The organism is Xanthomonas sp. LMG 12460 (assembly GCF_009192895.1).
Classification (GTDB): Bacteria; Pseudomonadota; Gammaproteobacteria; order Xanthomonadales; family Xanthomonadaceae; genus Xanthomonas_A; species Xanthomonas_A sontii.
In genome coordinates, this window is sequence record NZ_NKUH01000026.1 from 1 (window position 1) to 24,687 (window position 24,687).

The 24,687-nt window shown below is 63.2% G+C and carries 17 protein-coding genes; 13 read left to right on the forward strand and 4 right to left on the reverse strand.

Annotated features, from left to right (window positions below; all coding sequences use genetic code 11):
* Nucleotides 1–437: 437 nt before the first annotated feature.
* The 4 genes from CEK66_RS06350 (at nucleotide 438) to CEK66_RS06365 (ending at nucleotide 3,587) form a co-directional block, all read left to right on the forward strand.
* A complete protein-coding gene (locus tag CEK66_RS06350; protein ID WP_226978513.1) occupies nucleotides 438–845 on the forward strand; it encodes a hypothetical protein in 408 nt (135 codons plus the stop codon).
* Nucleotides 846–1,892: 1,047 nt separating this feature from the next.
* On the forward strand, nucleotides 1,893–2,201 hold the full coding sequence (locus tag CEK66_RS06355) for a hypothetical protein (RefSeq protein WP_152236320.1): 309 nt from the start codon (nucleotides 1,893–1,895) through the stop codon (nucleotides 2,199–2,201).
* Between the two features lie 204 nt (nucleotides 2,202–2,405).
* Nucleotides 2,406–2,777 carry a ribonuclease toxin immunity protein CdiI gene (gene cdiI, locus CEK66_RS06360; protein WP_152236321.1) on the forward strand — a complete coding sequence of 124 codons (372 nt, stop codon included), beginning with the start codon at nucleotides 2,406–2,408 and terminating at the stop codon, nucleotides 2,775–2,777.
* Between the two features lie 159 nt (nucleotides 2,778–2,936).
* Nucleotides 2,937–3,587, forward strand: coding sequence for a DUF480 domain-containing protein (locus CEK66_RS06365; protein ID WP_152236331.1), 651 nt, complete (start codon nucleotides 2,937–2,939; stop codon nucleotides 3,585–3,587).
* Between the two features lie 161 nt (nucleotides 3,588–3,748).
* On the opposite strand, the gene CEK66_RS06370 is transcribed toward CEK66_RS06365, so the two are convergent.
* Together CEK66_RS06370 and CEK66_RS06375 are read right to left on the reverse strand one after the other, a co-directional pair.
* Nucleotides 3,749–4,291 (reverse strand): DinB family protein, encoded by a 543-nt coding sequence (locus tag CEK66_RS06370; RefSeq protein ID WP_017908590.1) that lies wholly within the window; start codon nucleotides 4,289–4,291, stop codon nucleotides 3,749–3,751.
* Between the two features lie 2 nt (nucleotides 4,292–4,293).
* The gene (locus CEK66_RS06375; RefSeq protein WP_017908591.1) at nucleotides 4,294–4,830 is read right to left on the reverse strand and encodes a GNAT family N-acetyltransferase; all 537 of its coding nucleotides are present in this window, start codon (nucleotides 4,828–4,830) and stop codon (nucleotides 4,294–4,296) included.
* A 215-nt stretch (nucleotides 4,831–5,045) separates the two neighbouring features.
* Between CEK66_RS06375 and CEK66_RS06380 the strand changes: the two genes are divergently transcribed.
* The 9 genes from CEK66_RS06380 (at nucleotide 5,046) to CEK66_RS06420 (ending at nucleotide 20,922) form a co-directional block, all read left to right on the forward strand.
* Nucleotides 5,046–6,827, forward strand: a complete 1,782-nt coding sequence (locus tag CEK66_RS06380) for an autotransporter assembly complex family protein (protein ID WP_148828859.1) — start codon at nucleotides 5,046–5,048, stop codon at nucleotides 6,825–6,827.
* On the forward strand, nucleotides 6,824–10,666 hold the full coding sequence (locus CEK66_RS06385) for a translocation/assembly module TamB domain-containing protein (protein ID WP_152236322.1): 3,843 nt from the start codon (nucleotides 6,824–6,826) through the stop codon (nucleotides 10,664–10,666). Before CEK66_RS06380 ends, CEK66_RS06385 begins: the two co-directional genes overlap by 4 nt.
* A gap of 393 nt (nucleotides 10,667–11,059) precedes the next feature.
* Nucleotides 11,060–15,265 (forward strand): RHS repeat protein, encoded by a 4,206-nt coding sequence (locus CEK66_RS20570; protein WP_226978514.1) that lies wholly within the window; start codon nucleotides 11,060–11,062, stop codon nucleotides 15,263–15,265.
* Between the two features lie 93 nt (nucleotides 15,266–15,358).
* Nucleotides 15,359–15,703 (forward strand): hypothetical protein, encoded by a 345-nt coding sequence (locus CEK66_RS06395; protein ID WP_152236323.1) that lies wholly within the window; start codon nucleotides 15,359–15,361, stop codon nucleotides 15,701–15,703.
* Nucleotides 15,704–15,795: 92 nt separating this feature from the next.
* A complete protein-coding gene (locus CEK66_RS06400) occupies nucleotides 15,796–16,077 on the forward strand; it encodes a hypothetical protein (protein ID WP_152236324.1) in 282 nt (93 codons plus the stop codon).
* An 88-nt stretch (nucleotides 16,078–16,165) separates the two neighbouring features.
* Complete coding sequence (locus CEK66_RS06405) at nucleotides 16,166–17,212, forward strand: RHS repeat-associated core domain-containing protein (protein WP_152236325.1); 1,047 nt, start codon at nucleotides 16,166–16,168, stop codon at nucleotides 17,210–17,212.
* On the forward strand, nucleotides 17,209–17,493 hold the full coding sequence (locus CEK66_RS06410; protein WP_152236326.1) for a hypothetical protein: 285 nt from the start codon (nucleotides 17,209–17,211) through the stop codon (nucleotides 17,491–17,493). The genes CEK66_RS06405 and CEK66_RS06410 overlap by 4 nt, the downstream gene beginning before the upstream one ends.
* Nucleotides 17,494–17,857: 364 nt before the next feature.
* Entirely contained in the window at nucleotides 17,858–19,927 is a 2,070-nt protein-coding gene (locus CEK66_RS06415; protein ID WP_226978515.1) for a S46 family peptidase, read from the forward strand.
* 380 nt (nucleotides 19,928–20,307) lie between these two features.
* On the forward strand, nucleotides 20,308–20,922 hold the full coding sequence (locus CEK66_RS06420; protein ID WP_152236328.1) for a DNA-3-methyladenine glycosylase: 615 nt from the start codon (nucleotides 20,308–20,310) through the stop codon (nucleotides 20,920–20,922).
* 240 nt (nucleotides 20,923–21,162) lie between these two features.
* On the opposite strand, the gene CEK66_RS06425 is transcribed toward CEK66_RS06420, so the two are convergent.
* Nucleotides 21,163–21,657 carry a gluconokinase gene (locus tag CEK66_RS06425; RefSeq protein ID WP_152236333.1) on the reverse strand — a complete coding sequence of 165 codons (495 nt, stop codon included), beginning with the start codon at nucleotides 21,655–21,657 and terminating at the stop codon, nucleotides 21,163–21,165.
* A 266-nt stretch (nucleotides 21,658–21,923) separates the two neighbouring features.
* The gene (locus tag CEK66_RS06430) at nucleotides 21,924–24,350 is read right to left on the reverse strand and encodes an AAA family ATPase (protein WP_152236329.1); all 2,427 of its coding nucleotides are present in this window, start codon (nucleotides 24,348–24,350) and stop codon (nucleotides 21,924–21,926) included.
* Between the last annotated feature and the right edge of the window lie 337 nt (nucleotides 24,351–24,687).

Here is a 24,687-nt window from a genome sequence, read left to right on the forward strand (position 1 = left end):
AGTGGCCAACGGCTATCAGACGGCCAGTACCATCAGCACAATGGCCGGCAACGCCGGCATATGCACCCTAATGATGTTCCTATTGCATAGCGGCCAGTGAGGACGCTTGTACAGGATAAGTCTGGCCGCTACTGGCTGCAAAGCTCGACGGGAAATAGAATAACGTCATCCGGCTCCTATGATTTTGTAACTATGCCGAATGGAAGCACTCGGGTTGCCAGACCAAATGTGAATCAGGATTTTTCAACACACCTTGGGTTGAGTGGTGGCGGGGAGGTTAAGTATGCAGGCTCTGTACGTTTTGGAAATAATGGTGACCCAAGTCGAGGAAAAATAACCAGGTGGACTAATGACTCTGAGCATTATAAGCCGCCCGCCACGTTAAACGGTAATGCCGGCTTGCCGCAAGATTCATTTAATTCGAAGTAGGTTGAAAAATGAATGAAAAACAGAGCATTCTATGTATGCAGCTTGCAAAGATGGATTCCGAGCAGGCTGCTGACTGGCTAATGGAAAAATACCCGATAGGGTCGATGGATTATGGTGAAGCTCTGCTGTTGATTCCCCATCGTTCTTGGAAAAGATCCGACCAGAAGCGACTAGCACGGTACTACTTCAGGAAGTTACCTTTCGCTAGCGCGAGAGGGTATGAGGCATTTGCTTCATTCATGTCAACAGGACATCTTCTGGATTGTGTCAAAGAACGTTTACCGATGAGCGATTCTAATACGGATTTGCTGCTGTATCATATGATTCCCGTCCTTAATAGGTTCGCAAAAAAAGATTCTGACCGCAAAATCATTGCGGAGTTTATTGATGAACTAAACTTAAGTTACTTCAGATAGTCGCCATCGTGGCCTATGCCAAATCACTTTGGCGAGATGCGGACGAGACTCCATCCAATTTAGTGGATTGTTAGAGGTGGAGGTGGCTAATTTTTCATGCAAATGCTTCTATATTATTAGCCTCGCTAATTCTCCGGGAGCTTGGACAAAGCAAGGGCAGCAACACGGGCCTTGAAGTGGGCGTGGGCGCCTCGGTCGGCGCGCAGACTGGCGTCTTGTCTATGCCCAGGCCAGCGTCGGCAGTCACTCCTCCAACGCCGACAACCACCTTGAAGAACACGGAGCTGGCCAAGTAGAACATCGCCCTCACTCGAAGGGCGACACCACGTTGCGCGGCAAAGCTCGACCGATCGCGAATAGAGTAGCGCCATCAGGGTCATATGGGCGATACCTGGATAATTTTATATATAACTTAATAAATTTCTGGAGTTTAAGGTGGCCAAATTCTCATGCAAATGCTCCTATGTAATTAGCCTTACTAACTCTCCGGCTCCGGAACAATTAACTGTCGTTCCAAACGCGCTGCTATATGAATTGGCAGAATTGATCGATAAGGGTAAGATTTCTTTTGATAAATTCTTTAATCGGATAGACGCAGTTAGTCATGACGCTATTGCTTGCCCCGCATGTGGTCGAATCTGGATAAAGAAATCGGACGGTTCGGAGTATTGGTCATACATCGCAGAAAATTAATAAATCTAAGATGACGGTGGTCTACTGAAGTTGGCTATTAAGCCGCTAGATCGACATACTCCACACCTTCAGCCCGGACGCAGAGCGCAATTTGGTACTGGAAGCAGGTAAGTCCTCGGATTCGGAATAGAGCAAGGGCAGCAACGCCGTATTGGAAGTAGGCGTGGGCGCCGCGGTCGTCGCACAGATTTGCGTCTATGCCTATGTGCAGGCCAGTGTCGGCAGCCGTTTCTCCAATGCTGACAGTGCGACATGGAAGAACACGGAGCTGGCCTCGCAGAACATCGCCTTCGCCATCCGGTCTACCAGGATCTTGGGGCGAAGAAAGCTACTAAAAATCTCATGGGGTAAGAAATGATCACTGAAGACCTGAAGACAGCCAACGAGATTTTTTCAATTATAGATTCTGGCATAGTCGATGGCTATGATTCCTTCGTTTTTGAGGTTAAAGTGGGTGACGGTTATATCGACACGCAGTTGATAGTTGAAAGTGAGGGGCGCGCGACAACTGAAGCTAAGACAGATATCAATGATGCGGCATTATATGTCCTAGTAAAGCGCCTTAGAGAAAGCGCTTTGCAACGTGGAGAATGTTGGACTTCCTTTGTTTTTTCTTACAGATTGGGTGGGCAGGTAAGAGTGGAATTTAAATATAATGAATAATAGTGGCCGCAGAAAACAACTGGTATTTTACGGTGTGCGGGCATGGTGCTTAACGCCGCGGCCGGCCTGAGCAAAGTGTCCGTATTAGCCAAGGGTCCCGCTAAGAAGTTAAAGCGCTCATCTTAGTTTCTATGCCGAGTTGCGCTGTAGGGTGGGTTCAACTCACAACGTCTATTCGAGGCGAAATGGTAAAGCGATGCCTGCATGAAAGAACTGTTCGATCAGCCAGACGATGAATCAGATCCGTATTGGATTATTAAATCCTATTTCAATAGAATGTACGCTGACGGCTTCCTCTTGGAGGCATTGGGGTATTTAGTGAATAAGTGGGGATTCAGTACAGATGGCGCGTACTGTAATTTCGCAGATAGAAATAGCTTTTTTGATGAAGATCATTTTGATGGTGTTGAGTTCTCTTATGGATATCCTCCCGGGATTGAGAATACTGTTGTTGTGAGTGAAGAGGCTTGCTCTAACTGCATTAAACTAGCATGCGAAAAATATCTTCAGTGTCACCCCGAGGATTTCGATAAAGTAAAAATAATTTTAGATTTACTTTCTTTTCAAGCCATGTAGAATTTTAGGATTTCTTTATTGTTTCAGTTAAGGCGCCAGGGAATTTATAAGGTCGCATGCCAGTGAACATTGGTCAGAATATTGTTCTGGAACCCTGCCATGCCGAATCACCGCTTTCCAGCGGTATGCTTCGCCCCTGACCAGCAAGCAGTCCATACGATGACCGACACCGCCGCCGTTCCCGTTCTCTCCGCCATCGAAGCCCGCGCCCTCGGCTGCCTGATCGAAAAGGAGGCGACCACGCCGGATGCGTATCCGCTCACGGTCAATGCGACGGTGGTGGCGGCCAATCAGAAGACCTCGCGCGAGCCGGTGATGACGTTGAGTCCGGGCGATGTGCAACACGCGCTGCGGCAACTGGAGGGGCGCGGGTTGGTAAGGCAGCAGTTCTCTTCGCGCGCCGAGCGCTACGAGCATCGGTTGGCGTCGGCGCTGGATCTGACCCAGCAACAGGTGGTCTTGCTCGGCCTGCTGCTGTTGCGCGGTCCGCAGACCGCCAACGAGTTGCTGACGCGGGCCGAGCGCATGGCGCGCTTCGCCGATGCGGACGATGTCCGGCATCAGCTGGAACGGCTGGCGCAGCGTCAGTTGGCGGTGCAGTTGCCGCGTGCCAGCGGGCAGCGCGAGGACCGTTACATGCACTTGCTTGCCGGTCCGGTGGACGCGGAGGCACTGGCCGCCACGTTCAAGGCGCGGCCGACCGCCTCGGGCAACGATGAGTTGGAAGGGCGGGTGCAGGCGTTGGAGGCCGAGGTGGCGGAGCTGCGCGAGATCGTGGCGCAGTTGCAGGCGCAGCTCGCGCACGGGTGACGCTGCGTGGATGGGCTTCTAAACGAAGCCTCTGGTTAACCAAAGAACGCTCACTTGTAGGAGCGGCGGCAGACCCCCCGCAAAACCGCGGCAAGGCGCGTTACTACAGGTGCCCTAAACATCAAGGCACGCACCAAGCGCAGCGCCCCGGGATCGCAGGATTACCCCATCTCGACCTGCGGAATCACCGCCAGCATATCGGTGACACCGACATCGGCACCCGCCTGGCTCAGCAGGGTGGTGGCCTGGCCACGATGGTGGGTCTGGTGGTTGAAGAAGTGCAGCAGCAGGTCGCCGAAGCGCCGGCCGTGCGATTCGCCTCGGGTGTTGCGATAGCGCAGCGCCACGTCGAGATCGTCGGCATGCAGTTGCGACATCCACTCGGCGATCGTCGCATCCAGGGACTCGCGTTGCGTCCGCAGGTCCGCCAGGCAGTCGGCCTGCGGCGCATCCAGGGCGGTGGGGACCGGCGTGGCGGCGATGGCCTGCAGCGCCGGGTGCCGTGCCGGATGCTGGGCGAAGCGCTGCAGCCAGATCGTATCGGCCACCACCAAGTGGTTGAGCGTGCCCAACAGCGACCCGAAGAAGGCGCCGCGCGGCTCGGTGATCGCGGCGTCCGGCAGGGTCGCGGCCGCGGCGTAGAGACGCTGGTTCATCCATTGGCTGTAGTTGGCGAACAGCCGCAGTGTGTGCAAGGTGTCCATGCTCAGGCGTGCTCCTCGGGTGCATCCAGCTCGCAATGATACAGTTCGACCTCGGCCGCCTCCGGACTCAGGCGCACCCGCCCCTGGGCGACGAAGCCCAGCGCGGCGAGCAGCCGCAGCGAGCGCGCATTGCCCGGAGCCACGATGGCGTAGACGCGCGGCAGCGCGAGCACGGTGCGCGCGTAATCCAGCACCGCGCGCGCCGCCTCGCTGGCGTAGCCCTGGCCCGCATAGGGTTGCAGCAGCGCATAGCCCAGATCAGGGGCGGGCAGGGTCGGTCGCAGCACCAGACCCGCCACACCAAGCCAGGCGCCGTCGTCGCGACGCTCCACCGCATACAGGCCGAAGCCGTGCTCGGCGTAGCTGCGCACCGAGCCGTCGGCGAGATAGCGGCTGGCCTGCGTTTCGTCGCGCACGCCGCGGTCGCCGATGTGCGCCAGGAAGCCGGGGTCGTTGAGCAGGGCCAGCATCGGCGCGGCGTCGCTTTCAGGGTCCAGTCGGCGCAGTACGAGGCGCGCGGTGGCGATCACGGTGGACATGCGGCATTCCTGCGGGTCGAGGCGTCAGCGTGGCGCCGTCGCCGTGGCTTGGCAAGGGCGCAGGCGCAGCGCGGTTCCCGGCGTAGACGCTCCGAATGCCGTGACTCCGGAAAGCACGAATGCCCCTACGCAAATGCCGTGCACCCGACATCCCGGTCACATGTAACAAGCGTCTAGTTAACAGCTTCACATGGGGTGCCGGTATTCTGACGCCCATGCGACCCATCCCCCGTCTCGCCACCTTCCTGTCCCTGCTCTCCCTGGCCGGCCTCGCCGAGGCCCGTGGCGTCATCGAAAAGGTACAGATCCAGGGCCTGAACAAGGACGAGGACGCAGCGATGATCGAGAACATCCAGGTCTCGCTGTCGCTGTACGACGCCATCGGCAAGGACCAGGGCGAGTCGCGCCTGGAGTACCTGCTGAGCCAGGCCGAACGCCAGACTCGGCAGGCGCTGGAGCCGTTCGGCTACTTCACTCCCAAGATCACCGTCGACGCGCCACGCCAGGACGACAAGCTGACCGTGGTGGTGCACGTGGACAAGGGCGAGCCGGTGCGGGTGCGCAATTTCCAGGTGGGCATCACCGGCCCGGCAGAGGACGACCGCTACCTGGGCGAGGACCTGAAGAACTTCCGGCCGCGCAAGGGCGACATCTTCGTCAGCAGCGTCTACGAGACCAGCAAGGTCACCATCACCCGGCGCCTGGCAGAGCGCGGCTACTTCGATGCCGACTTCACCCAGCGCAAGGTCGAGGTGACCCGCGCCGACCACGCCGCCGACATCGACCTGAGCTGGGACAGCGGCCGCCGCTACAACATGGGCCCGATCCGCTTCCACCAGGACTACTTCAACCAGAAGCTGTTCGATCCGCTGGTGTACTGGAAGGAAGGCAGCTACTACCACGAGGGCAAGCTCGACCGCCTGCGCGAGTCGCTGGTCAAGCTCGACTACTTCAGCGTCATCGACATCCAGCCCAAGCCGGAAGAAGCCGACGCCAACGGCGACGTGCCGGTGGACGTCAATCTCACCCGCGCCAAGCGCAGCATCTACACCGCCGGCCTCAGCTACGGTAGCGAGAGCGGCGCCGGTGTGCGCCTGGGCGTGGACCGCCGCTACGTCAACGCGCGCGGGCACAAGCTCAGCACGCAGCTGGACTACGCGCAGAAGCGCAAGAGCTTCATCACCAGCTATCGGATCCCGGCGTTCCGCTGGCTCGACGGTTGGTACACCACCTCGCTGCGCGTCTACGACGAGCAGACCGACTACATCGATCTGCGCAACGTCAAGCTCACCGGCAGCCGCAGCGGCCAGATCAACGAGCACTGGACCGCCATCGCCTCGATCAACGCGCTGCGCGAGCGCTGGCGCTACGCCACCGACGAGGTCTTCGACGGTGCGCTGTACCAGACCTCGACGCTGTTCTATCCGCAGATCGAAGCCGACTACGTCGGCGTCGACGACAAGGTGTTCCCGCGCAAGGGCTTCAGCGGCAACATCAGCCTGCGCGGTGGCGCCGAGGGTGTGGGCTCGGATGCCAGCTTCGTGCAGGCGCACATGCGGGTGAACTGGTTCCACGGCATCGGCGACAACGACCGCCTGATCCTGCGTGGCGAAGCCGGCAGTACCTGGACCGACGCGCTGGTGGCGATGCCGCCGAGCCTGCGGTTCTTCGCCGGCGGCGACAACAGCATCCGCGGTTATGCGTTCCGAGAAGTCGGCCCGCGCACGCCGCGGCCGGACCGTTTCGCGCTCGGCGCCAAGCACATCCTCACCGGCAGCGCCGAGTACGAGCATTACTTCAAGGGCGGCCCGTGGGGTGGTGCGGTGTTCGTCGACAGCGGCAGCGCCTTCGACGACACGCCGGACTGGCACACCGGCGTCGGCTTCGGCCTGCGCTGGCGCTCGCCGGTCGGCCCGGTGCGGGTGGACATCGCGCATGGCTTGAACGATCCCGACTCGCAGTTCCAGCTCTATCTCAACATCGGAGCCAATCTGTGAGCGCGCCGCTGGAGCCGACGTCGCCCGCCACGCCGCCGCCACCGCGGCGCCCGCGTTTTTATCGGCGCAAGCGCTTCTGGTGGGGCTCGGCACTGACCGTGGCCGGCCTGGTGCTGCTGGCGGTGATCGCGCTGTACTGGCTGCTGCAGACCGTGGCCGGGCGCGACGTGCTGCTGGCGCAGGTGGTGGCGCGGCTGCCGGCCGGCTCCACGCTCACCTGGGAGCGCGCCGAAGGGCCGCTGGCCGGTCCGCTGATCCTGCACAACCTGGATTTTCGCTACAACGAGATCCACTTCACCGCCGAGCGCGCCTACCTGGATCCGGACATCCGCCCGCTGCTCGGGCGCAAGTTGCAACTGGACGCGCTGGAGCTGACCAACGCCACGCTCAACCTGGCCAAGAGCGACGAACCGTTCGAACTGCCGCGCTGGCCGCAGTCGCTGCCGCAGATCGAAGTGCCGCTGGCGCTGCAGGCCGACCGCATCGCCATCGACGGCCTGCGCATCACCCAGGCGCAGCAGCCGATGATCGACATCCGCACGCTGCGCGGCGGCGTGGAAGTGGCCAATGGCGAGTTCCGCGCCACCCAGGTGGTGGTGAATAGCGACCGTGGCGATTTCCGTATCAATGGCGATTACCTGCCGGGCCAGGACTACAAGGCCGACCTCACCGCCAGCGCCTTGCTGCCGGCCGCACGCGGGCGCACCCCGGCGCGCCTGGGCCTGGTCGCGCGCGGCGACCTGGACAAGATGGAAGTGGCCATTGCCGGCAACGCGCCGGCGCCGCTGCGTGCCACGCTGGTGTTCACCGGCCGCACCGACCCGGTGTGGGAATTCGCCGCCAGCAGCAAGGCGCTGGATCCATCGCTGCTGGTGCCGCCGGCCGACGACGCGCCGGCGGCGGTGCCGCTGGCCTTCGACCTGCATGCCAAGGGCAAGGGCGGCAACGCCGATCTGCAGGGCGAGCTGTCGCGCGACGGGCAGAAGCTGGTACTCGATCCCTCGCACCTGAGTCTGGACAACCAGGTGCTCACCGTCGCGCCGCTGCAACTGCGCGCGTTCGACGGGCAACTGCGCCTGCGCGGCACCGCCGATCTGCGCGACCCGGACAACGCGCAGTTGCGCTTTGCGGTCAACGCCAGCGGCATGAGCTTCGCCACCGCGCCGGATCCGTCCACCCCGGACGCACCGGCGGTGCCGATCAAGCTGGTCGAGGCCAACTTGGGCGTGGCCGGCACGATGAAACAGTGGGCCACCTACGGCGAAGCCACCGTCGCCCGCGGCAAGGACAGCGCCAAGTTGCAGTTGGACGTGCGCGGCGACGATCGCCAGGCGCAGCTGAAGCAGGTGCGCGCGAGCATGCCCAGCGGCACGCTCGACCTGGGCGGCAAGGTGGCCTGGGTGCCGGAGTTGAACTGGGACGTGCAAGGCACGCTGGCTGGGTTCGATCCCGGCTACTTCGCACCGGGCTGGGACGGCAAGCTGTCCGGCACCTTCGCCTCGCAGGGCAAGCAGTTGCCGGCGCGGCCGGACGGCAGTGCCGCCGGCTACCAGGCCACGCTCGACATCCCGCGCTTGAACGGACGCCTGCGCAGCCGCCCGCTCGACGCCAACGCCAAGCTCGCCCTGCAGGGCAACCAGGGCGAGGGCAAGCTGCAGCTGAGCCTCGGCGACAGCCGCCTGCAGGCGCAGGGCAAGGTCGGCGACCAGCTCGACGTGGACGCGCAACTGCAACCGCTGCAACTGGCCGACCTGCTGCCCGGCGGTGCCGGCAGCCTGCGCGGCAGCGTGCAGATCAAGGGCCGCCGCGATGCCCCCGATCTCACCGCCGACCTCACCGGCAGCGGCCTGAAGTGGGACAGCTACAGCGCCGACAGTCTCAGCCTGCGCGGGCGCCTGCCCTGGCGCGGCAACGGCGGTGAACTCGCCCTGCGCGGCAGCGCGATCAATGCTGGCGTGCTGCTGCAGACGCTGAGCGTGGATGCGCGCGGCGCGGTCGAGAACCTGCAACTTGATGCCAAGACCGAGAACGACATGGGCGCACTGGCCCTGGCCGGGCAGGTGCGCCGCGACGGCGCGCGTTGGCAGGGCGCCTTGAACACGCTGCGTATCGCGCCGGCCAAGGGCGAACCGTGGCAGCTGCGGCAGGCGGCCAACTTCAGCGTGGCCGGCAGCGCCTTCAGCCTGTCCGAGAGCTGCCTGGCCCCGGGCAGCGGCGGTGCGTTGTGCGTGTCCGCCGACTGGCCGAAGCAGGGCCTGACCCTGCGCGGCGACGCCCTGCCGTTGGCCCTGGTGCAGCCGTGGCTGCCGCCCAGCAACGGCCGCAAGATGTATCTGCGCGGCGACCTGTCCATCGACGGCAGCTTCAAGCCGGCGGGCAACGCCTGGCAGGGTTCGCTGCGCCTGGCCTCGCGCGAAGGCGGCCTGCGCCTGGGCGACAACGCCCGCGGCGAGCTGCTGCGCTACGACCAGTTCAGTTTCGTCACCGATTTCAGCGCCCAGCACATCCACTCCAAGCTCGGCATCGGCTTCCAGGGCGACGGCTTCGTCGACGCCACCGTGGACACCGGCTGGGATGCATATGCGCCGCTGACCGGCGAGATCTACATGAACATGGCACGGCTGTACTGGCTGGAGCTGTTCTCGCCCGATCTGGTCCGGCCCAAGGGCCTGGTCGAAGGCCACGTCAGCCTGCGCGGCACCCGCTCGCAGCCGGCGATGGGCGGCGATGCCACGCTGAGCAACTTCACCGGCGAACTGCCGGCGCTGGGCCTGACCCTGAGCGAAGGCAAGGGCCGTTTCGACGCGCAGCCGGACGGCTCGGCGCGCATCGTCGCCTCGGTGAAGTCGGGCGAAGGCACACTCAACGTCGACGGCGGGCTGTCCTGGTACGGCGACCGCACACCGCTGCAGTTGAACATCCGCGGCACCAACGTGCTGGTGTCCAACACCGCGGAACTGCGCGCGGTGGCCAATCCCGACCTGCAGTTCGGCATCGCCAACAAGACCATGATGTTGAGCGGCCAGGTCACCGTGCCCTCGGCCGACATCGACCTGGAGCGGCTGGATCGCGGCACTTCGCTTTCCGAGGACGTGGTGGTGCTCGACCCGGCCGACCCCGAGGCCACGCCGACCTCGCCGCTGGAGATGGACCTGCGCGTGACGTTGGGCGACCAGGTCAAGATGGCCGGTTTCGGCCTCAAGGGCGCGCTGACCGGCGCCATGCAGGTGCGCTCGCGGCCGGGCCGCGAAACCACCGCCACCGGCGGGCTGGACGTCAGCGGCAAGTACAAGGCGTACGGCCAGGACCTGACCATCACCCGCGGCCAGCTCACCTGGAGCAACAACATCGTCTCCGACCCGCGCATCAACATCCGCGCGCAGCGCCAGGTCGGCGACGTCACCGCCGGCATCGACGTCACCGGCCGCGCCACGGCCCCGCATGCGGACGTGTGGTCCGACCCGTCGATGTCGCAATCCGAAGCGATGTCCTACCTGGTGCTGGGCCGCAGCCTCAGCAACACCAGCAGCGCCGAAGCCGACCAGGTCACCGCCGCGGCCAGCGCCCTGTCGGCCGGCAGCGGCCTGCTCGCCTCGCAACTCGGCGCCAGGCTCGGCTTCGACGACGCCGGCGTCAGCCAGTCGCGCACCCTCGGCGGCTCGGTGGTGGGCTTCGGCAAATATCTCTCGCCGAAACTCTACGTTAGTTACGGCGTGTCGCTGATCGGCAGCGGCTCGGTCTTGACGCTGAAATATCTGCTGGGCCGCGGCTTCGACGCCGAGGTGGAATCGAGCACGGTGGAGAACCGTGGGTCGGTGAATTGGCGGAAGGAGAAGTAGTGCGCCGTTCGAGCACGGCGCATGTTGCAACCGCAAAATCTCCTTGACAGTCTCCGGTGCGTTCTATCACAGTTCCGCCGGGGATCCAGACTGCGGCAAATGTGCAGCATTCGGCCGCGCCATGCTGCCGACAGCATGGCGCGCGGTGATCCCCAGGGCACGAGGTTGAAACCAGGGGGATACATGGATTGTCGCGTCGGCACCGGCTTGCCTGTCACACAGTTGCGCAATCCGTCGCGATTGCCGCCCTAGCGTTCTCGTTCCATGCCGGCGCCCCGTTTCCGGGCGCCTGGGGGCCGCTTCACATCCAGATTCCGACCGTGTTCCTGTCGCGCATGCCAGATGCGCTGCAGCCTTCGCAACGGTTGCCGCCTGCTTTCTTGAGACTTCTCTATGGATAGGTTCCAGACGTTCTTCCGGCTGCGCGCAGGCCTGGCGCTGTTGGCCCTCGGATATGCGGCGACCGCCGGTGCGGACGAATTGCGGTACGACCAGAAGTACGTCGAGCGCATCAAGCAATCGCAGGAAATCGGACGCCTGAGCGTCGATTCCTTCGGCGAGCAGGTCAGCCTGAAGAACGGCAGTGTGGTGTTCAACTGGACGGACATCGACATCCCCGGCAACAGCAAGTTGCCGGTCCGTCTGCAGCGCACGCATGTCGTGGAAGACGACGGCGCGGGGCGCAGCGGAAAGCTCGACGGCTTCGGTGTCGGCGGTTCGTTCGATGTGCCGTACCTGATGGGTGTGTTCGGCGCGAACGGTTGGCAGGTGTCCGGCAATAGCCCGAATAGCCGCTGCAGTCAGCCTGCGGAGCCGCCGAGCTACACCATCCCCGCGCGGGACTATTGGTCGGGCAACAATCTACACATCCCGGGCGCGGGCGATCGCCAGATGCTCCGGGATCCTTCGACGCAGTTGCCGGCACCGAACAACGGCGCAAGCTATCCCTGGATCACTAAGGATTTCTGGCGTTTTTCCTGCCTGGCGAGTACCAAGAACGGCTATCCGGGCGAAGGATTCGTGGCGCTGTCGCCGGAAGGCGACAAGTACTACTTCGACTGGGTGGTCAGCAAGACGCACCCATCCATCTCCAAGCGGATGGGTAACTACTCCGCAAGCGCGTCGATGTCGCGTCTGGCGGTGTTTTTCCTGGCCACACGGGTCGAGGATCGCTTCGGCAATTGGGTCACTTACACCTACAACGGCGACCAGTTGTCGCGCATCGACGCCAGCGATGGCCGCTACATTCGGGTGACCGGAACTTCCGGTGCCAACATCACTGCGGTCGAATCCAGTATCGGCAACTGGACCTATTCGTACGGCGACAAGTCGCTGACGGTGACACAACCGGACAATGCCCAGTCGCGCTACGTGCAGAGCGGCGACATGATCATTACGCCCACGCCTGCCTTGCCGCTCTATGAAGATCCTCCGCGCTGCCCCGCGCCGGAGATGTCGACCGGCAACTTTACCTATGCCGTCACGTTGCCGAGCAATGCCACGGCAACCTATGCGTTCTCGGTGAAGCGGCATTTCCGCCACAACATCCCCAAGCAGTGCAACAGCTTCATGGATGCGGCCGGTCCGAGTACCAGCTATCAGTATCTGACCATCCCCAACTTCTCGGACAACTTCACCCTGGTCAGCAAGTCGATCAGCGGTCCTGGCCTGCCATCGATGCAGTGGTCGTATACCTACGGTATCGGCGCAGGTGGGCTGGCATTTGCGGAAACCTGTCAGCGACCCAACCTGCCGCCGACCGCTTGCAGAAAGTCAATGCAGACAGAGGTGCGCGGTCCTGAAAACGACTTCAAGCGCTACACCTTCGGTGCCTGGTACAACTTGAACGAAGGGCTGGACCTGGGTGTAGAGGCCGGTTCGTACACCAGCAGTTCGTCCGGGGATACCGTGAATATCCTCAGCACCAGCGTGAACGACTACATCACCAGCGATGAGGTCGCCAATCAGCCGTTTCCGAACTTCGTCGGTTCTGGCCATGGATCGAACGAGGACGACGTGTCCATTGCAGGGCTCAGGCCGCTGAAGCGCACCACCATCAGCCAGGATGGCGATACCTTCCAGATGGCAGTGAACAGCTTCGATGTGTTCGCGCGCCCGACCAGCGTGACCCGCTCCAGCGCGTTCAATACCCGCACCGAGGCCACAGCGTATTACGACGACTACACCCGGTGGGTGATCGGTCAAATCGCGTCCGTCACCAAGACGGCGCCGGGCAGCAGCCAGGAGATGTCCGCCAACGCCTACGACGCTGCCACTGCGCTGCCGACGCGTTTCTCGCGATTCGGCAAGACCATTCAAACGGTCGCCTACAATGCCGACGGAACAGTGTCCAAGGTCACCGACGGCAACGGCAATGCCACCAGCCTCAGCGGCTGGAAGCGCGGCATGCCGCAGGGCATCACCTATGCGGACGGCACCAGCGACACGGCCGTCATCGACGACCGCGGCCTGATCAGCTCGGCGACCGACGAAAATGGCTATGCCACCAGCTACGGCTACGATGCCATGGGGCGATTGACCAGCATCGCCTATCCCAGCGGCGACACCGTCGCCTGGGCATCGACGGGGCTGGCCTTCGAACAGGTGAACGCCGCCGAATTCGGACTGCCTGCCGGGCACTGGCGGCACACCGTGTCCACTGGCAACGCGAGAAAGGTCACCTACCTCGACGGCCTGTGGCGACCGGTGTTGACCCAGGAATACGACGCCGCGAACGTGGGCGCCACCCAGCGGTTCAGCCGGTTCACCTATGACCACCAGGGGCACACGCTGTTTGCCTCATACCCCGGCACGTCCGATCAACTGTCGACCGGTACCTGGACGCAGTACGACGCGCTCGGCCGGACCACGGCGGTCTCCCAGGATTCCGAGCTGGGGTTGTTGACGACGAAGACCGAGTACCTGTCGGCGAGCCAGATGCGCGTGACCAACCCGCGGGGCAACCAGACTCTGTCCGGCTATCAGGTCTTCGACCGCCAGGGCTACGACGCGCCGGTCTGGTTCCAGCATCCGGAAGGCGCCACCACCGAGATCAACCGCGACATCTTCGGCAAGCCGCTGTCCATCCGCCGTCACGACGCCAACGGCACCGTGTCGGTGACCCGCAGCTACGTCTACGACACCTACCAGCAGCTGTGCAAGACGGTGGAACCGGAAACCGGTGCCACCGCCAACGGCTACGACGCTGCGGGCAATCTCGTCTGGAGTGCGGCGGGCCTGTCGCTGCCCAGCACCACCTCATGCGATGCGGATTCCGCCTTTGCCTCCGGCCGCCGGGTCGATCGCAGCTACGACGTGCGCAACCGGATCAAGGCGCTGAGCTTCCCGGACGGCAACGGCAATCAGGCGTGGAGCTACTGGCCGGATGGGGCGGTCAAGCAGATCACCACCACCAACAACGGCGTCGCCACCTACAACAGCTACGCGTACACCAAGCGTCGCCTGTTGATCGCGGAGAGCCAGGGCCAGGCCGATGGCGAGACCTGGGCGCTGGGCTACGCTTACGATGCCAACGGTAACCTTGCTGCGCACCGCTATCCCTCGGGACAGACGGTGGATTACGCGCCCAATGCCCTGGGCCAACCGACCCAGGCGGGCAGCTATGCCACCGGCGTGAGCTACTACCCGAACGGCGCAATCAAGCAGTTCACCTACGGCAACGGCATCGTCCACACCATGACGCAGAACGCGCGCCAGTTGCCGGATACCAGCCAGGATGCCTACGGCGGCACGGCGTTCCTCAGCGACGGCTACGATTACGATGCCAATGGCAATGTCGCAGGCATCAGCGACGGCGCCACTGGCCGCAACCAGCGCGGCAACCGCACCATGACCTACGACGGCATGGACCGGCTGATCAAGGCCGAGTCGCCGATGTTCGGCACGGCCACCTACAGCTACGACGTCCTCGACAACCTGACCCACGTCGTCGCGCCGGGCCGCGATCATTACTACTGCTACGACGCCAATTGGCAGCTCACCAACGTCAAGACCGGCAGTTGCGGCGGCAGCACGGTGATCGGCATGAGTTACGACCCGCAGGGCAACCTCAGCAACAAGAACGGCCAGGCCTTCGTGTTCGATTACGGCAACCGCCTGCGCCAGGCGACCGGCAAGGAGACCTACCGCTACGACGGCAACGGCCGCCGCACGCTGGCGCTGCAGAGCGCCGGCAACATCGGCTCGCTGTATGACCAGTCCGGCGCACTGCGCTTCCAGAAGAACCAGCGTCAATCCAAGTCCACCGACTACATCCTGCTGGGCGGCAGCCTGGTCGCAGAAGCCGACTGGCCGCTGGGGCAGTTCGCGTCGGTCAAGGACTACGTGAACTGGAACCCTGTCTCCGGCGCAACCCGCTATGTCGTGGAAGAGAGCGTGGATGGCGTCACCTGGACCTCTGTGTACGACGGGAGCCAGGGCAACTGGACCTCGTTGGCCAGGCCGGCAGGGACCTATTCGTACCGGGTGACTGCATGCACGGCGGACGGCAACTGTACCGCTGTTTCGAACGTGACGCACGACCAGCGGCCTGCGGTGGATATTGTGCCGTTGCTGTATCAGTTGCTGCTGAACGGCTGAATCCAGCCGGTGGCGGTTGGAGCTCTTTGCTTCCGCGGCGAAGAACTATAGGCAGTAAAAAGCGGCAAATAACGGATCAAAAAAGGGGATGAAATGAGCTTCAAGATGGCTGCGTTATTGCTGGCGATTGCAGCATCATGCCTTTCTTACGAGGCGGACGCTGCCATGCAAGTGGTCTGGACGGGGAAAATTACCTACGTTGAGAACGGCTGGTATGGCGAGGGCATGGTGATTCACACCTCGAACGACGGTCCATCCGGGTGCTCGGCTCCCCTGAACGACTTCGCGATCGACAAGGATCATCCTTCGTACAAGGAGCTCACTGCGATGGCGCTGGCGGCATACACCAGTAATTCAGATGTGGAACTCCTGGTTGACTCGGGTGTCTGCATTTTTGGTAATCGTACCAAGGTTATTTCCATACGGCTGAAGAAGTAGGGAATTGAGTATCGCAGCGCGTCAGTTGCACGGAAGTTCAATCCATTTCAAGAAGACAAAAAAATATGAATTATAAGAGTGGTCTATTTCTAATGCTTGCTTTGCTGAGCTGGCAAGCATCTGCAAACGAATCGATGCAAAACGTCGACGTCGTGCAGTTGGGCACGTACCAGGCTCATACCGATCATTTTGTCTGGCTGTCGGACACGCCGGCGGAATGCAAGGCCACATCTGGCAACCATGTCCTGCATTTTCAAGAAGACCAACCCGGCGGAAAGGCACTGCTGGCCGTGTTGATGACGGCGTTGGTGAACAAACGCAAGATCGATATACAGACCAATGGTTGCGACATCGTCGAGGTCTACTTGAAGTAAGCCTGCTCGGGCGGAGTCTGCACCACAGATTTCGTTGGGTAGGTTGCACCGTAATGTTGCTAGGGGAAGCGTTGTCGATCCGACGTCCATGAGAAAAGTCGACTCTACATCGCGTATCGATGGTTCCAACTCGCAAGGACGAGTGATGTCAAATTTCCAGGGGATTCGTGCGGCATTGCGCCTGATGGCTACAGCCGGCCTTTCATTGCTCGTCGCCTTCGGCGCCTCTGCGCAGACGGTTCGCTACATCCATACGGATGGGCTGGGATCTGTTGTGCTCGTGACGGACAAGGATCGCAATGTCGCTGAGCGTAGCGAGTATGAGCCTTATGGCAGTCTGGTGAATCGACCTATAACTGATGGTCCTGGTTACACTGCGCATGTAATGGATCCGTCGACTGGGCTGTTCTATATGCAACAGCGATATTACGACCCACAGATCGGAAGATTACTATCTGTGGATCCAGTGACGCCTTACAGCAACTTGAGTGGGGCATTTAATCGCTATTGGTACGCCAGCAATAATCCGTATAAGTTCATTGATCCGGATGGCCGAGAGGTATGTGGACAGAACACAACCTGTCATCTTGCACAGGGAGAGATGGGATGGACAGTTGGTAATATTCCGGAAGTATCGGCTAGCGGCTCCAAAAAATCTGCATCATCTTCATCCTCATCTTCTAATGGTTCATGGAATGATTTAAAAGGCAGGCTTGGGCTGCAGGGCGATCTAACAAAAAATGGAAATATATTAGATGTCAAAGCATTGGCGCATGATATATTTTATCCAGTCATGGACTCTCCTTTTGGTGGCGAAGCGCATCTGGCTTCTATCGGATTTTTTGCGCTGAAGCTTGGTCCCGCAGTAGGTTCACTAAAGGGGCTTGGAAACATTGGAAGCCACGGAGTTGTCGATGCGTCCGTTGCCTTGAACTCCGGAGTAAAGTGGTTGGGTAAAGGATACACTGAAGTTGCCCCAGGTGTTTATAGATCAGCAGATGGGTTGCGACAATTCCGCATGACTACTAGCGACCTTGCTGGTGCACATGGAACTATTGGGTCACATGTGCACTTTGAAGCACTAAATGAATTTGGTAAGGTCATTGAAAATCTGCATCTGGGAGTAACGCCTTGAAGAAAATAAGTGCAAAAATAGATTATGAAAAAATGCAAAAGCGAAATAGTGTTCGTCATTTTCGCTTGGATGATTCTATGCATGGGCGTTTGGAAGATCTTCCCGATCCGGTATCCTTGACTATTGTGGAAGACGATGGCGGTTTTTTCCTGTTGCGAATGGATGAGAAAGGGAATTGTATTTCAGATACATGGCATATTGACTTGGATGACGCAAAAAGCCAAGCTTCGTTTGAGTTTTCCGTGAAAGATGCCGATTGGCATGATTGCGATCGCGGATAAGCTACAATTTTGTGCCGATAACGATGTCTGCCGTTAAGAGTTAATGCTTTCAATATTGTTTGCTACAAGGCGCAAATATAAACCATAGGATTATTTAGTTTTTGCTTTTAGATAATGAAGTGGTGCTTATAGAAATTTAATCGCTGAGCGCCTCAAGATAAGTACTATGTCCGGCTAGTTGAGCGCCGTTTTAACAGAGATGCTATTTGTCATATGAACCGATATCGGTTGCCTCTCTAACGCACGCAAGTTAAGGTCTTATCTCTTTCGTGCTGCGTGCCGCTGTATGCCTTTACTTAATCACCTCACAGCCTCCCTCACCCTGAGCCTCGCCCTCACCGCCACCGCCCACGCCGACGAAGGCATGTGGATGCCGTCGCAGATGCCGGGACTGGCCAAGTCCTTGCACCAGGCAGGATTCCAGGGCGATCCGCAGACACTGGCTGAGGTGACGCAGCCGCCCTTGAGTGCAGTGGTGAAGGTCGGAGGCGGGACCGGGGCGTTCGTGTCTGGGGACGGGTTGCTGTTGACCAATCACCACGTCGCCTACGGGGTGATCCAATACAACACCTCGTCCAAGGAGAACCTGATCGAGAATGGGTTCATCGCGCGGGATCGTGCCGACGAGCGCGCCGCCAATCCGGATTTCCGGGTGCTGGTGACGGTGGGCTTCGACAAGGTCACCGATCAGGTGCTGGGGCCGGCCAAGGGCAAGACCGGGCGCGCCTACTACGATGCGGTGGATGCGGCGAGCAAGCGGATCGTCGCCGACTGCGAGCGCGAGGCCGGGGTGCGCTGCAGCGTCGCCAACATGTACTACGGCACCGATTTCTACCGGATCCGTCAACTGGAGCTGCGCGACGTGCGTCTGGTGTATGCGCCGCCGCGGGCGATCGGCAACTACGGCGACGAGATCGACAACTTCATGTGGCCGCGGCACAGCGGCGATTTCACCTTGCTGCGCGCGTACGTGGGCAAGGACGGCAAGCCGGCGGACTATAGCGCCGACAACGTGCCCTACCAGCCGCCGGCGCATCTGCAGATCGCCACCGATGGGCCGAAGGCCGGGGACTTCGCGATGCTGGCCGGTTACCCCGGCATCACCTACCGGCATCGCACGGCGGCCGAGTTCGCCGAGCAGGTGGAGGCGACGCTGCCGCAGCGGGTGGCGGTGCTGGACCAGTTGATCGAGGTGATCGAAGCATCGGGCAAGGCCGACGCGGAAGCGCGCACGCGCTACGCGTCGCAGCTGCAGTCGCTGAAGAACAACCGTAAGCGGGCCGCCGGTGAACTGGAAGGGCTGCAGCGCAGCGATGCGGTGCGGCTTCGCGCCGAGGACGAGCGCGGCATGCTAGCGGCTACGCACGGCAGCGACGCGCGCGACATCGCCGCGCTTCAGAAGTTGCTCGGCCAGGCTTCGGCGTTGCGCGAGCGCGATCTGCTGTTGGGGCTGGTTGCCACGCAGACTCAGGCGCTGCGCTCGGCACTGACGCTGGAGCGGTTGCGGATGGAAGCGGCCAAGCCGGATGAGCAACGCGAGAGCGGCTATCAGCAGCGCGACCTGGCGCTGATCGAGGGCATGCTCAAGCAGGTGCAGCGCCGCTATTCGCCGACCGTGGAGAAGGCGCTGTTGACGACGCTGTTGACCCGCTATCAGCAACTGCCGGATGCCCAGCGGGTGCCGGAGTTCGATGTGGCGTTCGGGCGGACCCTGGCGCAACTGCAGGCGGTGCTGGACAAGGCCTATGCCGGCACGGCGCTGGGCACCGAGGCCGAGCGCCTGTCGCGCTTCGCTGCCGCCCGCGAGGGCAGGGCGCCTGAGGCCGATCCGTTGCTGACGCTGGCCGCCACGCTGGTGCCGGCGCAGCTGCGGCTGGACGACGAGCGCAAGGCGCGCGAGGGCGAGCAGTTGCGGCTGCGCCCGGCCTACATGCGTGCGCTGTTCGCCTGGCGCAAGCAGCAGGGGCGTGCGGTGTATCCGGACGCCAACAGCACGCTGCGGATCAGCTATGGCCGCGTCGAGCCGCTGGCGCCGCGCGATGCGGTCAGCTTCGCGCCGTTGACAACGGTGGCCGGCATCGTCGAGAAGAACACCGGCAAGGAGCCGTTCGATGCGCCCAAGCCACTGCTGGCGGCGATCGCCAAGGGCGACTTCGGCAGCACGGTCGATCCGCAGTCGAAGACGCAGCCGGTGAACTTCCTGACCAATCTGGACACCACCGGCGGCAACTCCGGCTCGCCGGTGCTCAATGCGCGCGGCGAATTGATCGGGCTGAACTTCGACAGCAACTGGGAGGCGGTCAGCGCCAGTTGGTGGTACGACCCGCGCTACAAGCGCGCGATCCATGTGGACATGCGCTATCTGCGCTGGTTGATGGCCAAGGTGTATCCGGCGCCGCACTTGCTGAAGGAGTTGAACGTTCCGCAGGAGTGAGTGGGCAGGTTGGGGATGCGGGCGTCGTTTGGCGTTGCTTCGAGCAGAATAGGGCAGGGCATGTGATGTGCCCTGTGCCCTGTGCCCTGATGCGGCTGCGGCATGGCCTGGTCGCCGTCACAGCGACGAACATGCTTTGTACCCGCGCTGATGCCTCGATACAGGACCGCCGCCGCTCACCGCGATGCGCTGCCGCGATCGGGGGATCAGGACAATGATCCTGGTCCTGGAGACTCCATGCGTCGGGACTGAAGTCCCTCCCACAAGCGACAGCATGCGCTGCGGTTGGCGAGATGACGTGTTCGATTGAGACCGTGGAGATGCGGATGCACCGGTGGTGGCTCACGACCCGACCTCGCTGCAGGGCTTAGACTGATCGCATGGAGTTGCTTGTCGCCAAGCCCTTGCAGCGTGCGTTCTATGCGCGCGATGCCCGCGTGGTGGCGCCAGAGCTGTTGAACAAGCTGCTTGTCACAGCCGACGGTCGCTGCGGGCGCATTGTCGAGGTGGAGGCCTACTGCGGTGCCGAGGATCCGGCGGCGCACTCGTTCCGCGGCATGACCCCGCGCACGCGCGTGATGTTCGGCCCGCCCGGGCATCTGTACGTGTACTTCATCTACGGCATGCATTGGGCGCTCAATGCGGTATGCGGTGGTGCGCCGGGGCATGCGGTACTGATCCGCGCCTTGGCGCCTGTGGCCGGGATCGAGGCGATGCAGTTGGCACGCGGTGCGGTGCGCGCAGCCGATCTCACCCGTGGGCCGGGGCGTCTGGCCAAGGCGCTGGGTGTTACGGGTGCGGACAACGGGCTGGACCTGACCACGCGGCAGTCGCGCCTATGGCTGGGACAGGACGGGACGCCGCCGCCGACCACGCCGGTCGTCACCACACGGATCGGCATCAGCAAGGCGATGGACGCGCCGTGGCGCTGGCATGTGCCCGACGAGCCGAACGTGTCGCGCTTTGTGGTAAGTCGGGCGAAGCGCCGCGGGTAGCGTGGCGCTTGTAGGCATCGTCGCACTACACGCTGCAAGAGAGTCGGCGCCTCGCCCGCCGTCACGAGTGAAAGGCCGCAATGCGGTCGTGACGGAAGGCGCTTTGGCCCGGAGACGAACGCATTTCCTCAGGGACTTTCGCTTCGTTCGTCGCGGCTGACGCCGTTCCTACGGTGGGCAACCTGCGTCACCATCGCCACAAACGGGCGCATGGCTGAGGGTATGCCGACAAGGCACACGCTAGGCGATCGCGGCGCTCGCATCCAGTTGCGCGATGGCATCGGCCACGACTGTGGGGAACGGTGCGTCCACGTCCACCGAGATCACGTCGGCTTCGTCCAGTGGCAGCTCCAGCGTGTCGAGCTGGCTCTGCAGCAAGGTCGGCGGCATGAAGTGGCCGTGGCGCGCGGCCAGGCGCTCGGCGATGACATGCGCGGCCGCGTGCAGGAACACGAAGCGCATCGGCACGCCGGTGTCCCGTAGCTGCTGCCGGTGCGCCTTGCGCAGGCCGGAGAAGGCCAGCACGACGCTCTGCCTGGCATCGACCGATGCGCGCAGGCGCTGCGCCAGCGCCGCGACCCAGGGCGCGCGCTGCGCGTCGCTGAGCGGGATGCCGTGCGCCATCTGCGCCTTGGCTGCGGCGCTGTGGAAGTCGTCAGCGTCCAGGAAGGTGAGTCCGTAGTGCGCCGCCAGTGCCTGGGCGACGCTGGTCTTGCCGCTGCCGGACACGCCCATCACGACGATGGCTTCGGCGCGTGGCGGCGGGGATGAGGGGATGTGAGTCACGTGCTGCGGTCCCGTGGGGTCGCCCGCATGATGCCAGCGTGGGCGTTGTGTGGACGTCAGCGCTTCTGTACTGGGTCTTGCGCTGTTGTTGAGATGTGCGCCGTGGCAACTGGGTTCTGTGTGGATCCTGGCGTCGGGGCTGAAGCCCCTCCCACAGGGACTCCAGCCAGCACTCCTGGTTCCGCACCCCGTGCTTGGCTCTTCCCGCGAGGTGTTTACATCGTCACGTTCGCCGTCTCGACCAGATCGTCCCACTGCAGTCGCGTGCCGGACGCATCGTCGCTGTGCTGCAAGGTGCGGCGAACGGCGCGACGCATCGCGCGGCTGATCCAGTTGTGCAGGTCGCGGCCGGAGTGGCCCTCGCTGCGCTCGGCGACCCAGGCCGCCGCAGCGTCGGCATCGAGGTCCAGCGGCTTGCCGCGCAGCAGGCGCGTGACGATGGCGACGCGCGCCGCGTGGTCGGGCAGGGCGATGACGATCTGCCGGTCCAGCCGCGACAGCAATGCCGGGTCGATGGCGGCGGCATGGTTGCTGGCGGCCAGCAGGAACACCTGGCCCGCGTGGCTGGCGACGCCGTCCAGTTCCTGCAGCAGTTGGCCGACGATCTCGCGGGTGAACGCGTCGTCGCCGTCGGCACCGCGCGCCGGCGCGACGATGTCGAGTTCGTCGACGAACACGATGCACGGCGCCTGCGCCCGCGCGCGCTCGAACGCGGCCTGCACGCGCTGGCCGGACTGGCCGAGGTAGCCGGCCTTGAGGTCGGCGCTGCTCAGGGCGATGAAGGCCAGCCCGGACTGGCTGGCAAGGATCCGCGCGACCTGGGTTTTGCCGGTGCCCGGCGGGCCGACCATCAGGATCCCGCGCGGCACCGGCACGCCGAGCGTGGCCAGGGTCTCGGCATTGCGCAGTTCCTTGCCCAGGCCGACGAACTCCTCGACGGTGGCCGCCGGCAGCACGATGTCGTCCCAGCCGAGCGTGGCGAAGGCAGTGGAGCCTTTGCCGCGCAGCGCGCGCAGGTGCGCGAGCAGGGTGGCGTTGTCCAGCGTGCCGTCCACGCACTCGGCTGCGACGCGCGCGACCAGCGTGTGCAGGTCGCGACCGGACAGGCCGGTGCTGTCGGCGATCGCCTGCGCGTCCGGCTCCAGCGCGAAACCGGCCCGTCGCAGTTCGGCGCCGAGAATGCGCGCGCGCGCCGCGGCGTCGGGCAGGCCGACGGCGATGCTGGCGGTGAAGCGCGACAGGATCGCATCGTCCAGCAGCGCCGGGCGGTTGGTCGCGCCGATCACCAGCACTTGGCCGTGCGCAGCATGGAAGCCGTCCCATTCGGCGAGAAAGGTCTGCACCAGTTCGGCGCCGAAGCTGTCGCTGTCGGCGCCGCCGCGGCGCGCGAACACGCTTTCGCATTCGTCGATGAACAGGATCGCCGGCGCGCGCTCGCGGCAGCGTTGCCAGATCGCCTGCACCTTGGGGCCGGTGTGGCCGACGTGCGCGGCCTTGAGGTCGGCCACGCCCAGCGCCTCGAAATGGCAGCCGGCGTGGCGCGCGAGCTTGCGCGCGATCAGTGTCTTGCCGGTGCCCGGCGGCCCGTGCAGGAGCATGCCCTTGGGCGCCGGCTGGCGCCCGGACACGAACAGGTCCACCAGTTTCAGGATCTGGTCGAGCGTGGCGTCGGGCAGGGCGACGTCGGCCCAGTGCCGTTGCACCGCATCCAGGCTCTGCAGCCGCTGCTGCAGCGCGCGTTGCTGGCCGCGCGCGACCTCCCAGGCCTGCACGTGGTCGTGCAGCGCGGCGATCGGTGCGACATCGACGGCGGCGTCTTCGGCCAGTGCCAGCGCCAGCGATTGCAGCGACGGCGCAGCGTCGGCGGCCAGATCGGCGTCGAGCAGGATCAGGGCCGCTGCATGGCGGGCATCGGGCAGCACGATCAGCGCCTGCAGCCGCGGGTCCTCGCTGCCGTCGTGCAAGGCCAGCAGCCGCGCAGCGGACAGGTCGCCCTGCGTGGCGGGAATGGACCAGCGCCCGTGCAGGGCGCGCTGCGGCCATGGCGCGCGGGTCACCGGATACGTCGTCCCCGCATCGCGCGACCCAGCATCGGCCACCTGTACCAGCGCCAGCGGCAGGCGTGCGAACGTCTGCAGCGCGCGCCGCTCGTCATGGCTGTGGTGCCACCCCAGCAACTGCGCACCGGCGACGACCAGCAGACCGTACGCCAGCAACGAGGGCAGCAGGCTTTGCAGCAGTAGGCCGCCATCGCCGTGCAGGCCGACCTGGCGCCACCAGACGAGGAAGCTGCGCGTCTCGCCCAGCCAGTGTGCGCTCGTCCACGGCAGCACCAGCACCAGCATGCCGATCAAGGCCGCGCGCCAGCGCCAATCCGGCAACAGCGGCCGCAGCAGCAGCGCCGGTCCCCAGGCGCGGCGGCGCTCGCGCCGTACCGCCGCCCGCGCCGCGATCCTGGCGTGTGCAGCGAACCGGCGCCGGATCGCGGCCACGGCCTGGTCCACCGCCGGCAGATGCCGCTCGATATCCGCATCGGCCTGCGCCTGGCGCGACTGCGCCTGTTGCACCTGCGCGAGCAGGCGCTGCGTCTGCTGTTGCAGCGACGGCGGGGGCGTCGGCACGGCGGCCGGGATGCCGGACATCAGCGGGGGCGGGCGCAGGTGGTCACCGCGCGCATCTTAGCCCGAGCGCCGGCGGGGCTGCGGTGGCTGGCGGCAGGTTGGATGTTGCCCTTGCTGGACACGGCAGGCTGGCGCGTGAAGCGTTTGCTGCCATTGGAGGACGAATCTTGGAGAAAGATAGGGCGCGAGGCGCACGTGGGGTCTTTAGACCATCGCGGCTTCGTTCGTCGCGGCTGAAGCCGCTTGTGTCAAATAAGGGTCTATCGTTGTAGGTGAGAGCGGAGTGCGGCAGGCCGTTTAGCCGCAGTGCCAGCAAGCACGAGTAGGAGTCAGCGCCGCCGCACTCCGGTTCTCCTGC